The 11,516-nt window shown below is 36.8% G+C and carries 12 protein-coding genes; 3 read left to right on the top strand and 9 right to left on the bottom strand.

Going from position 1 to position 11,516, the window contains the following annotated elements; all coding sequences use genetic code 11:
- Positions 1-140 precede the first annotated feature (140 nt).
- A complete protein-coding gene (locus IGJ55_RS00060) occupies positions 141-524 on the bottom strand; it encodes a YccF domain-containing protein (protein WP_429951476.1) in 384 nt (127 codons plus the stop codon).
- A gap of 182 nt (positions 525-706) precedes the next feature.
- Here IGJ55_RS00060 and IGJ55_RS00055 point away from each other — a divergent pair, with 182 nt between their 5' ends.
- Complete coding sequence (locus IGJ55_RS00055) at positions 707-1,078, top strand: PaaI family thioesterase (protein WP_069640130.1); 372 nt, start codon at positions 707-709, stop codon at positions 1,076-1,078.
- 118 nt (positions 1,079-1,196) lie between these two features.
- Here the strand turns inward: IGJ55_RS00055 and IGJ55_RS00050 are convergent, their stop codons facing one another.
- The 6 genes from IGJ55_RS00050 to yaaA form a co-directional block, all read right to left on the bottom strand.
- Complete coding sequence (locus IGJ55_RS00050; protein WP_157804678.1) at positions 1,197-1,364, bottom strand: hypothetical protein; 168 nt, start codon at positions 1,362-1,364, stop codon at positions 1,197-1,199.
- A gap of 126 nt (positions 1,365-1,490) precedes the next feature.
- The gene (locus IGJ55_RS00045; protein ID WP_430606986.1) at positions 1,491-1,922 is read right to left on the bottom strand and encodes a hypothetical protein; all 432 of its coding nucleotides are present in this window, start codon (positions 1,920-1,922) and stop codon (positions 1,491-1,493) included.
- A 145-nt stretch (positions 1,923-2,067) separates the two neighbouring features.
- Complete coding sequence (gene gyrA / locus IGJ55_RS00040; RefSeq protein WP_430606984.1) at positions 2,068-4,587, bottom strand: DNA gyrase subunit A; 2,520 nt, start codon at positions 4,585-4,587, stop codon at positions 2,068-2,070.
- 19 nt (positions 4,588-4,606) lie between these two features.
- Complete coding sequence (gyrB, locus tag IGJ55_RS00035; RefSeq protein WP_069640133.1) at positions 4,607-6,556, bottom strand: DNA topoisomerase (ATP-hydrolyzing) subunit B; 1,950 nt, start codon at positions 6,554-6,556, stop codon at positions 4,607-4,609.
- Positions 6,553-7,680 (bottom strand): DNA replication/repair protein RecF, encoded by a 1,128-nt coding sequence (recF, locus tag IGJ55_RS00030; protein WP_207121522.1) that lies wholly within the window; start codon positions 7,678-7,680, stop codon positions 6,553-6,555. Before recF ends, gyrB begins: the two co-directional genes overlap by 4 nt.
- Positions 7,667-7,909, bottom strand: a complete 243-nt coding sequence (yaaA, locus tag IGJ55_RS00025; RefSeq protein WP_069640135.1) for a S4 domain-containing protein YaaA — start codon at positions 7,907-7,909, stop codon at positions 7,667-7,669. The genes recF and yaaA overlap by 14 nt, the downstream gene beginning before the upstream one ends.
- A gap of 304 nt (positions 7,910-8,213) precedes the next feature.
- Between yaaA and IGJ55_RS00020 the strand changes: the two genes are divergently transcribed.
- Positions 8,214-8,522: a PadR family transcriptional regulator gene (locus tag IGJ55_RS00020; RefSeq protein WP_430606983.1), complete on the top strand. Its 309-nt coding sequence runs from the start codon at positions 8,214-8,216 to the stop codon at positions 8,520-8,522.
- On the top strand, positions 8,516-8,845 hold the full coding sequence (locus IGJ55_RS00015; protein WP_083244361.1) for a DUF2812 domain-containing protein: 330 nt from the start codon (positions 8,516-8,518) through the stop codon (positions 8,843-8,845). Before IGJ55_RS00020 ends, IGJ55_RS00015 begins: the two co-directional genes overlap by 7 nt.
- Here the strand turns inward: IGJ55_RS00015 and dnaN are convergent.
- Both dnaN and dnaA read right to left on the bottom strand, forming a co-directional pair.
- Positions 8,842-9,972: a DNA polymerase III subunit beta gene (dnaN, locus tag IGJ55_RS00010; RefSeq protein ID WP_069640137.1), complete on the bottom strand. Its 1,131-nt coding sequence runs from the start codon at positions 9,970-9,972 to the stop codon at positions 8,842-8,844. The genes IGJ55_RS00015 and dnaN overlap by 4 nt on opposite strands.
- Before the next feature lie 200 nt (positions 9,973-10,172).
- Positions 10,173-11,516: a chromosomal replication initiator protein DnaA gene (dnaA, locus tag IGJ55_RS00005; protein WP_069640138.1), complete on the bottom strand. Its 1,344-nt coding sequence runs from the start codon at positions 11,514-11,516 to the stop codon at positions 10,173-10,175.

The following is an 11,516-nucleotide window of genomic DNA, read 5'->3' as shown; positions in this document are numbered from 1 at the left end:
ATATAACAATTTTTTTTATTGTTGTCAAGAAACATTTAAAAAACAGAGAAAAAACATTTAAGTTTTTTCTCTGCTTTTCAATTTTATACAGATGATGGCAAACGAAATGGTTAACTTTATATCAGCTGACTTTTTAAAGATTATTCCATATAAGTACTATTTGTAGGTACTACTTGTGCACCAAATGGCATCAACGCTAGCTTAGCTAGTTTAAAAGACTGCATTCCAAAAGGAATCCCAATAATTGTTACACATAAAATAATTCCACTGATACAATGCCCTACAGCTAACCAGAAGCCACTGAGAACCAACCAAAGAATATTCACTAAAAATGAGGTCGTACTTGTGCTATACACGACTCTTTTACCAAATGGCCAAAAACTCAATCCTGCAAGTTTGAAACACTGTAACCCGATCGGAATCCCAATAATGGTAACGCACCATAAAAGCCCAGCTAACAGCCAAGTCAACCCACCAAAAAAACCGCCAAAAATAAACCAAATAATATTGCCTAAACAACCCATTCTTAGTTCCTACTTTCTTCTTAATTCATTATGAAAATAAATTATACTACAAAATCAAGAAATAAACCCTTGCTTGAAGCATAAAACTAGTTTAAAGATTATACTTACATACTCTAATGAACTCACGACCTGTGCTATACTTTAACTACTTACCTTCAAAACAAGCGAGAGGATGGATTTCCATGCATTTACTAGACTATCTAAAAATCGAAACAACTGAATTATCAAAAGAAAAAGTTGTCTTAACAATGAAAATAGAAGATTATCATAAACAACCTTATGGCGTTTTGCATGGAGGAATGAATGGTATTTTGATTGAAACAGCTTGTAGTTTAGGTGCCAATGAACAGCTGGATCAGGATTCATATGCCGCTGGTATCGATCTTCAAATCAACCATCTAAAAAGTGTTGTCGATGGAACGTTGACTGTAGTTGCTACAGCCGATCGTATTGGACAAGCCCTCCAAGTTTGGGAAGGTAAAATCTTTAATGCTTCTGGGGAATTGACTGCTGTTGGGCGTTGTACATTGATGAGTCGAAAAATAAAGAAGTAATGACAACGAGGTTGGAATAAAAGCTTGTCTCTTTTTAACCACCGTTTATGCGATTTTCAAAGGTTTGTGACATGATAATGCTAAGCGTTATCATGTCACAGACCTTCTTTGTTATCTTTTAAAAAATCGTTCTTGCTAATCCAATCAGCATTCCCATCACTGGCACTAATACCCAAATCCATGAATTCCGATCATTTTTATTATCCTCTTTCATCGTTGCTAAACGTAATCTCAAGTTTTCGTTTTCTACTTTTAATGCTTCGATTTTTTCATTTTGGTTTGTCATATTTATCCGCTCCTAATTAGTTGATAAACTTATTATGACGGATTCCACAATAGAAAAATAGAAGCTTTTGTCAGGGATCAACATGACAAATGTCACCCTTTTTTTAACATAAAATTTAGCATTAAACTAGATTATTTCCCCTGTTATGACTTTCAAATTCATCAATAAAGAGGAAAGTACTTCTAATTTTTGTTGATCTACATCTGCATATTTTTGATTTAACATATTTTCCCTTTCTTTTTTGACAAGCGAATACATCAGATATAATTCTTCTGAAGTTAAATTTGATAAATAGATATGATTCGGTTCAGAATAAGCAAAAGCTTCGATCTCAAACGTTTCTGGATTTCTTTTTAAGCTAGTTCTGATCTGAAAACCATTTGAAAAAGTAATCATTTCAACGTATAAATATTCTGAAAAAGTAATCGGTCTGCGCTCATAAACACTCGTTTTTTCTCCGAATATTTCAAGTATATTATCAATGAAGTTAGATAATGCCGTTCCAATATTTAATTGTTTTGAAAAAGTCTTAGATAATAATAATTTTTCTTGTGTCATATTCTTACCTCTCACTTCTTATTACTCTCCATTATAATCATAATTTTTTTCAAAACAAAGCAAAAAGATATTGTATTTTTTTTGAATTTATTTAGTATACAAAAAGAACGTTTCAGCATCTTGCGCTGAAACGTTCTTTTTGTATTTATTCTTCTGTTGTTGTGTCTGCATCTGGTGTTTCTGTTTCAATAACTATTGTTTCAACACTTTCAATTTCTTCAACGATTTCATCTGGTTCCGGCTCAACAACCGCCATCGTCACCACTTTTGCATCTTCTTCCATTCTCATCAAACGAACCCCTAATGTAGCACGCCCTGTTTGAGAGACTGAATCGACATTGAAACGAATAATGACCCCTTTATTGGTGATCACTAGAATATCTTCATCTCCATGAACAGTCGTAAGTCCTGCTAGTGGTCCATTTTTCGCTGTAATGTTGGCGGTCTTGATTCCTTTACCGCCACGGCCCTTCACAGGGTACTCAGAGGCTTTTGTACGCTTACCGTAACCATTTTCCGTCAACACTAGAACTTCCGTGTTAGCGTCGAGTAGAGAGGCTCCTACGACGTAATCATCTTCTCTTAGACGAATACCACGCACACCTGATGCTGTACGACCCATGTCACGAACGGCAGTTTCAGCAAAGGTCACAGAATAACCATTATGTGTTCCGATGATCATGTTTTGCTCCCCATTCGTTAAGACAACATTAACTAGTTCATCCTCTTCTTTTAGGCCGATTGCAATCAAACCATTACTTCTAATGTTAGAGAATGCTTTAACGGCGGTACGTTTAACGGTACCTTTACGAGTCGTGAAGAAGAGATAATGACCCTCTTCAGCTTGTCCTTCAACAGCAATGATCGCTTGGATCTTCTCACTAGAATCGATACCTAGCATGTTGATCACAGGAATACCTTTGGCTGTTCTGCCGTATTCTGGAATTTCATAGCCTTTGGCACGGTAAACTTTACCGTTATTCGTAAAGAATAATAACGTATCATGGGTTGAACAAGAAACAAGATTTTTCACGAAATCGTCATCATGAACACCCATTCCTTGAACACCACGACCACCACGGCGTTGTGCTCTAAATTCACTATTAGCCATTCGTTTGATGTAGCCATTGTTCGTCAAAGTAATCACGACTTCGGCTTCTTCGATCAAGTCTTCGTCCTCTAAACTTAGGACTTCACCGACTAATAGTTCTGTGCGGCGAGCATCGCCGTATTTATCATGAATTTCACCTAGCTCTGTTTTGATGATCTCAATAACACGTTCTGGACGAGCTAAAATATCATTCAAATCAGCAATAAATTTCAATAATTCTTGGTATTCATTTTCAATCTTATCACGTTCTAAACCTGTTAAACGGCGTAAACGCATATCTAGAATCGCTTGTGCTTGACGATCTGAAAATTCAAAACGTTCAATCAAAGAAGCTTTTGCTTCATCATCTGCTTTTGAGTTTCGAATAATTGCGATGATCTCATCAATGTGATCTAACGCAATTCGTAACCCTTCTAAGATATGAGCACGCGCTTCAGCTTTTTTCTTATCAAATTCTGTACGACGTGTAATAACTTCTTTTTGATGCTCTATATAATTTTCAAGAATTTCTTTCAAGCTCAAAATCTTAGGAATCCCTTTTTCGATTGCCAACATATTAAAACCAAAAGAGGTTTGCAATGCCGTCATTTTATAAAGGTTATTCAAGATAACAGAGGCACTGACATCACGACGAACATCAATGACAATCCGCATACCTTCACGAGAAGATTCATCACGTAAATCAGTGATTCCTTCGATTCGTTTTTCACGGTGCAATTCTGAAATTCGTTCGATCAAGCGTGCTTTATTGACCATATATGGCAACTCAGAAACTAAGATACGTTCTTTACCGTTTGGCATATCAACGATCTCAACTTTGGCACGAATCGTGATCGATCCTCGACCTGTTTCATAGGCACGGCGAATACCTGATTTACCCATAACTAAACCACCTGTAGGGAAATCTGGTCCAGGTAATACTTCCATCAATTCATTCGTTGTTGCATCGGGATTTTCCATCAATAAACTTGCAGCTTCGATTACTTCAGCTAAATTATGGGGCGGAATATTGGTTGCCATCCCAACAGCGATCCCTGTCGTACCATTCACTAACAGGTTAGGGAAACGTGCTGGCAGTACATCTGGTTCTTGTTCTGAGTCATCATAGTTTCCATGAAAATCTACGGTATTTTTATTGATATCACGTAACATTTCCAATGCGATCTTACTCATTCTCGCTTCGGTATAACGCATCGCAGCAGCACCGTCGCCATCGACAGAACCGAAGTTTCCATGTCCATCAACTAGCATACTGCGATAGCTAAATGGTTGAGCCATTCGTACCATTGCTTCATAAATGGATGAATCTCCATGGGGATGGTACTTACCCATAACGTCCCCAACGATACGAGCAGATTTTTTATGTGGTTTATCAGGTGTCACACCTAATTCATTCATCCCGTATAAAATACGACGATGAACTGGTTTTAACCCATCACGAACATCCGGCAACGCACGCGCCACAATAACGCTCATTGCATAATCAATGAAGGATTCTTTCATTTCACTGGTCAGATTGACGTCTTGAATGTTCTCTTTGATTTCTTCACTCATGAATTTATCTCCTTCTTCATTAAATATCTAGATTTTTCACGTAATGGGCATTTTCTTCAATAAATGCTCGGCGTGGTTCAACACGGTCCCCCATCAACATTTCAAAAATTTGATCGGCTTCGATCGCATCATCAACACTGACACGTGACATCAAACGTTTTTCAGGATCCATGGTTGTTTCCCACAATTGATGATCATCCATCTCTCCAAGACCTTTATAACGTTGAACGCTCGGTTTTGGACTAGCTGGTAGGCTCTCTAAAACTTGAGCTAGTTCTTCCTCAGCATTTTTTCCTGGTTGAACGTAGGTGATATTTTTCCCTTGTTTGACCCCATATAACGGTGGTTGAGCGATATATACATATCCCGCTTCAACAACCGGACGCATGAAACGATAGAACAGTGTCAACAACAGCGTACGGATATGTGCGCCATCGACATCGGCATCGGTCATGATTACTAATTTGTGATATCGTGCTTTAGATACATCAAAATCAGCACCAAACCCTGTCCCCATCGCTGTAAATAGTGAACGAATCTCTTCATTCGCTAAAATTTTATCCATGCTGGCTTTTTCAACGTTCAAGATTTTCCCACGAATTGGTAGAATTGCTTGAAATTCGCGGCTGCGACCTTGTTTTGCTGATCCACCGGCTGAATCTCCTTCGACGATGAAGATTTCGCATTTTTCAGGATCTTTACTTGAACAATCGGCTAGTTTACCGGGTAAATTACTGATTTCAAGAGCGCCTTTACGACGAGTCACTTCACGGGCTCTTTTAGCCGCCATACGAGCTTTAGACGCAAGTAGACCTTTTTCAACGATTTGTTTACCCACAGTTGGGTTTTCCATCAAGAATTTATTGAAATACTCAGAGAATAAACGATCTGTAACAGTCCGAACTTCTGAATTTCCTAATTTTGTTTTCGTTTGTCCTTCAAATTGAGGTTCTGGATGTTTGATCGAAATAACAGCTGTCAATCCTTCACGAACATCTTCCCCAGTTAGATTTTCGTCATTTTCTTTCATGATCTTTTGTTTACGAGCGTAATCATTGATGACACGCGTTAATGACGTTTTGAAACCTGATTCATGGGTTCCGCCTTCATAGGTATGAATGTTGTTGGCGAAACTTAGTAAATTAGTATGGTAACCATCTGTGTATTGCATAGAGACTTCAACAATGATGTCTTGTTGTTCTCCTTCAATGAAAACAGGTTCTGGGAACAATACATCTTTATTCGCATTCAAATGCTCTACGTAACTCTTGATCCCGCCTTCGTAGTGATACTCTTTCAAGACAGGTTTTTCTTCACGTTTATCTTCAATAGAGATTTTTAACCCTTTATTCAAGAATGCTAGCTCTCTAACACGCGTCGCTAATTTATCAAAGTTGAATACAATTGTTTCTGTAAAAATTTCTGGATCTGGAATAAAATGGACAGTCGTCCCATGACGATCTGTATCACCAATTACTTTCAAATCATCTTTGACAGCACCTTGATGGAACTCTTGGAAATAAATTTTACCTTCTTTGTAGACTTTTACGTCTAATGTTGTTGATAGAGCATTAACAACAGAGGAACCTACCCCGTGAAGTCCGCCGGAAACTTTATAGCCGCCACCGCCGAATTTTCCTCCAGCATGGAGAACCGTAAAGACTGTTTCTACCGCTGGACGACCTGTTTTAGCTTGAATACCGACAGGGATCCCACGTCCATCATCGACAACTGTAATACTATTGTCTTCTTCAATAATTACTTGGATACTTGATGCAAAGCCAGCCAAAGCTTCATCGATCGAATTATCAACGATCTCCCAAACTAAGTGATGTAACCCTTCTGAACTTGTCGATCCTATGTACATACCAGGACGTTTACGAACCGCTTCAAGACCTTCTAATACCTGGATCTGACTGGCATCATATTCTTGGGCACGTTCTTTCATGTTTTTTTCTTCTTCTGTCATATAGATGCTTCCCTCTCTATCTCTCCCTGATGAACATAAAATATATCTGGTTCAACAGTTAATTTATTGTTTAAATGATCCAAACTCGTGGTTGTTAAAAAAGTTTGAACCTTTCCTTCAATCGTTTCTAGCAGGTGCAATTGTCGTTCATTATCTAACTCACTCATGACATCATCCAATAACAAGACAGGATATTCTCCTGTTTCTGAATACATTAAATCAATTTCCGCAAGCTTTACGCTAAGAGCCGTGGTTCGTTGTTGTCCTTGTGAACCATACGTTTGGACATTTTGTCCATTTACATTAAAAATCAGGTCATCTCGATGAGGCCCTAAAAATGTATTTGCCTTAAACAATTCTCGTTTTCGGCTGTCAAGAAGGCTCTGTAATAGTTGCTTTTGGATCTCTTCTAGTGAAAAATTTTCTTTGTCTAATGGGATACTTGAAAAATAGTCGATTGCTAATTCTTCTTTTTCATGGCTGATTTTCTTATGAAGTAGATTAGCCCAATGTTCTAGTTTTTGGATAAATTCTAGACGAGCAAATAAAACTTTACCGCCAAATTCCGCCAATTGCTCCGTTAAAATATCTAAATAAACAAGATCTGATTGTTTTTTTTCAGCTAATTGTTTTAAATATTGGTTGCGTTGTTTTAAGACAGACTGATATTGAACCAAGTCATACAAATAAATTGGATTGACTTGACCTAATTCCATATCGATAAACTTACGCCGCAATTGTGGCGATCCTTTGACTAAAGATAAATCCTCCGGCGCAAATAAAATGACGTTTAGCTGACCGATATATGAACTTAAGCGCTTTTGTTCAATATGATTGACTTTTGTCTTACGACCTTTATTAGAAATAAGGATCTCTAAAGGAACAGTTCCTGTCTTCTTTTGGATAACACCGCTGATTCTTGCAGAATCAGAATCCCAGTGAACCAACTCTTTTTCGTTGCTTGTTCTATGACTGCGGGTCATCGCTAAAACATAAATACTTTCCAGCAGATTTGTCTTGCCTTGCGCATTTTCTCCTAGAAAAATATTTAGTGTTTTAGGGAAATCTAACGTCAGCCCATCATAATTGCGATAATGCTGTACCTCGATTTCATTCAGTCTCATCGATTGGTTCGCCTTTTTTTACCATAAAAAAAGTACCTTCTTCAGGTATCTCAAGCATCATACCAGCATATAATTTACGACCACGGCGATTCTCTAATTCTCCATCTACGAAAACAGTATTCTCAGCTAAGTACCACTTGGCAGCACCGCCGCTACTGATAACATCGACTTCTTTTAAGACTTGACCAAGTGTCATATAATCCGTTTCTAAAACAATCGTCTTTTTCAAACTGCATCCCTCTTTTTTGTTTTCACTTTTACTCTCATATTATACTCTTTTTTAAGCCAAAAAACAAATTTATCCGTCTAATTTTGTTTCTAAGCAATTTTGAATACAATCGACAAAAAATATTCTAACGATTAAAAAAGGCTTAAAATGCATTTTAAGAAGAAATTTGTAAGTTGAGGTTCTTGAAATTTTTTTTACTAGTTTTATTTTGATACTATCAATAATTGACTTATACAGTTCGTCGATATATAATTCACTTGTATAGTTGAACTGTATAATTAAATTGTAAAAAAGGTGTGCATCTATGAACCGTAATAAGATATTACCACTAACAGAAACAACGTTTTACATTATGATTTCACTAATCAACCCATCGCATGGATACGCGATTATGCAAAAAGTAGAAGAATTAAGCGGAGGTCGAGTACAAATCGCAGCTGGTACTATGTATGGAGCCACAGAAAATTTATTGAAACAGAGGTTGATTCGTGAGGTACCTGGCGATGACAAGCGCCGACGCGTTTATATTTTGACCGATATAGGAAAAGATGTTTTAAAGCTAGAAGTAAAACGCTTGAAACAATTAGTCGTGCTTGCTGATGATTTATTATAGGAGCCAATGAAAAAAAGAAGAATCTTTATACGTTTGAAAAGACAATACCTAAGAATTTGAACTATCGGATTGATTATCAAACATTTGAAAAGAAATCTGACTATCTTACTTATTTAACTTTTTTTGAAGATAGTGGTTGGTATCGCGTCAATGGTAATTGTTGGAATGATTCTTATGGAAACCTTCTTTTAAATAATACAGATGCTGCCAATGTTATTTTTTCTATTCGCTGCAATAACTATAAAAAAATGTGTGTAAAAAATGGAAATTCCATTTTTTACACACATTTTTTCCATATATGGTTAATAGTTTTCGTTTTTTAATTTGTACGAACAGGAGTAATCAATTGAATGAAGTCTAAATCCGTTTCTGTCGGTTCCAAAGTAAAGGGACGAATCGCTGAAATAAATTTAACTGTAATACTCATATCCCCGAATGCACGCAATGCATCTTTCATATAATCTGGATTGAAAGAAATCTCCAACGGATCGCCCGTTACTTTTTCATAATTTAATGGTTCTTCCACTTTACCGATTTCAGGAGAGTTTCCATAAAGAATCACCGAATCAGAAGCAATGGCTAAACGAACAATATTATTACGGCCTTCATGTGACAATAATGAGGCACGATCGATAGCGGATAATAATTCAGGAACATAAAAATCAATTTCGGTATTAAAGCTTGTTGGAATCAAACGATTTGTATCAGGATAATTTCCCTCTAGTAAACGAGAATAGAAATACATATTTTGCGTCTTGAACAATACTTGGTTTTCCATAATACTGATTTCGACCATTTCTTCTTCATTTGTGAATGAACGAGAAAGCTCAGTTAAACTTTTCCCAGGAATCACGATATTGAAATTTTCTGCTGCTTGTTCGATTGGAATGATTCGTTGACTTAAACGATGTGAATCTGTCGCTACTGCCAATAATTTTTGATTGTCCAAAATAAAATGAACTCCGGTCAAAATCGGACGACTCTCGTGCAGAGAAACCGCAAAGCCTGTTTCATTGATAATTTTTGTCAACAGGTGAACCGGCAATTGGATTTGATTTTTAGCATCGATCACAGGCAGGTGTGGATAATTATCTGCATCTAATCCGTTTACTGTAAAATCAGCTTTTCCGGAAGTGATGGCGACTTGATTATTATCCAAGACTTCTAAAGTAAACATATCCTCTGGTAATTTACGAATGATTTCGCCAAAGAAACGTGCTTGTAAAACAATACTCCCAGTTGATTCAATCGTCATTTGGGCTTTTTCGTCTTCTTTACTTAGAAAACTTTCAATAGAGATATCTGCATTGCTACCTGTAAGGGTTAATCCTTCATCTGTTAAAACAATTTTAACACCGGTTAAAATAGGGATCGTCGTTTTAGAAGAGATAGCTCTTTGAACTGTTTGTAATTCTTGTAAAAATATATTTCTCTTTACAGTTAATTTCATAATGATTGAACTCCTTTTTTAATTGATTTTAAAAGCATAAATTTTGCGAAGTTAGTTTTGTATTTATATATAAATAAATAATAAAAGTAGTAGGTCCTGTTAATTCTGTGGAAAAGTCAGGAAATGAAATACAAGATAAGTTTTCCACCTGTGTATAACTTGTGGAAAACTTTTTACTTATTCGCTTTTTTATCCACAGGCTACGAATTAAGTAAGTTTTTGATTTCGCCAACTTCTTTTTGAATCGTTGGATCTTTTTCCATTAATTGCTGGATTTTTTCATGGGCATGGATGACAGTTGTATGATCTTTTCCACCAAACTCGGCACCGATCTTTGGTAGAGAATTCTCTGTCATCTCTCGAGAAAGATACATGGAGATTTGTCGAGGCACAACAATCGATTTGACCCGTTTCTTGCCTTTTAAATCTTTTAATTGAATATGGTAATACTTTGCCACTTCTTCTTGAATTTGTAAAATCGATAGATGGTTTTGACTCCCCACCGATTTTAAAGATTTCAATGCATCTGCTGCTAAACTCGTCGTGATATCTTCGCCATTGATCGTTGCATATGCTTGAACACGGACTAGTGCACCTTCGAGTTCACGAATATTGGAATCAATTTGGCCAGCAATGTAACTTAACGTATCGTCTGGGATCTCTAGTCGTTCTGCATCTGCTTTTTTCCGCAAGATAGCAATTCGAGTCTCTAAATCAGGTGGTGTGATATCGACAGATAGTCCCCATGCAAAACGAGAAACTAACCGTTCAGGTAGTTTTGGAATATCATTGGGCGGCCGATCACTAGTTAGTACGATTTGCTTGTTCTCATTATACAAATCATTAAAGGTATGGAAAAATTCTTCCAAGGTTGCTTCTTTTTCAGCTAAAAATTGAATATCATCGACTAAAAGTAAATCAACATTTCGATATTCTTTTCTAAATTGCTCTGAATTTTTTGTTTGAATCGAATTGATGAATTCATTTGTGAATGTTTCACTACTAACATACTTCACTTTGGCATCAGGGCGATTTTGCAGCATTTGATGACCAATTGCGTGCATCAAATGGGTTTTACCCAGTCCAACACCACCATAAAAGAATAAGGGATTATAAATAGAACCTGGGTCTTCTGCCACAACTAAAGCCGCAGCATGCGCCATTTGGTTGCCTTTTCCGATAACAAATGTATCGAAAGAGTACTTTGGATTTAATAAGGCTTTTTTCCCATGTTCAGCAATTTTGTCTTGTGTCACTGGGCTTTTTTTCTCTTCTTGAACGGTCATCGTCTCTTGTTCGCCAGTGACAACAAAATGAGGCATCACTTCAGCGCCAGTTAATTTAAAGCCAGTCTCGACGATTTTTGCGGCTAAATTCTTTTCCCAATAGTCTTTATGAACGGCAGAAGGAACCTCTAACCATAACTGGTTATTTTCCAACTTTAACGGTTTAGTCGTTTTTATCCAAGCATCGAAACTTGGCGCAGACAAAACAGATTGGTAAGTATCTTCCAGATCTCTCCAGAAACTTTCCATATCGGGCAT

Origin of the sequence: Enterococcus sp. AZ170, from assembly GCF_050545135.1 — a bacterium.
Taxonomy (GTDB): Bacteria; Bacillota; Bacilli; order Lactobacillales; family Enterococcaceae; genus Enterococcus_L; species Enterococcus_L ureilyticus.
The sequence above is the reverse complement of the archived record's forward strand: the minus strand, read 5'-3'. Positions and strand labels throughout refer to the sequence as shown.

Bases quoted from the DNA above. Each gene is read 5' to 3' on its own strand.
- IGJ55_RS00060 (WP_429951476.1), bottom strand. From the start codon at position 524: ATGGGTTGTTTAGGCAATATTATTTGGTTTATTTTTGGCGGTTTTTTT.
- IGJ55_RS00055 (WP_069640130.1), top strand. From the start codon at position 707: ATGCATTTACTAGACTATCTAAAAATCGAAACAACTGAATTATCAAAA.
- IGJ55_RS00050 (WP_157804678.1), bottom strand. From the start codon at position 1,364: ATGACAAACCAAAATGAAAAAATCGAAGCATTAAAAGTAGAAAACGAA.
- IGJ55_RS00045 (WP_430606986.1), bottom strand. From the start codon at position 1,922: ATGACACAAGAAAAATTATTATTATCTAAGACTTTTTCAAAACAATTA.
- gyrA (WP_430606984.1), bottom strand. From the start codon at position 4,587: ATGAGTGAAGAAATCAAAGAGAACATTCAAGACGTCAATCTGACCAGT.
- gyrB (WP_069640133.1), bottom strand. From the start codon at position 6,556: ATGACAGAAGAAGAAAAAAACATGAAAGAACGTGCCCAAGAATATGAT.
- recF (WP_207121522.1), bottom strand. From the start codon at position 7,680: ATGAGACTGAATGAAATCGAGGTACAGCATTATCGCAATTATGATGGG.
- IGJ55_RS00020 (WP_430606983.1), top strand. From the start codon at position 8,214: ATGAACCGTAATAAGATATTACCACTAACAGAAACAACGTTTTACATT.
- dnaN (WP_069640137.1), bottom strand. From the start codon at position 9,972: ATGAAATTAACTGTAAAGAGAAATATATTTTTACAAGAATTACAAACA.
- dnaA (WP_069640138.1), bottom strand. From the start codon at position 11,516: ATGCCCGATATGGAAAGTTTCTGGAGAGATCTGGAAGATACTTACCAA.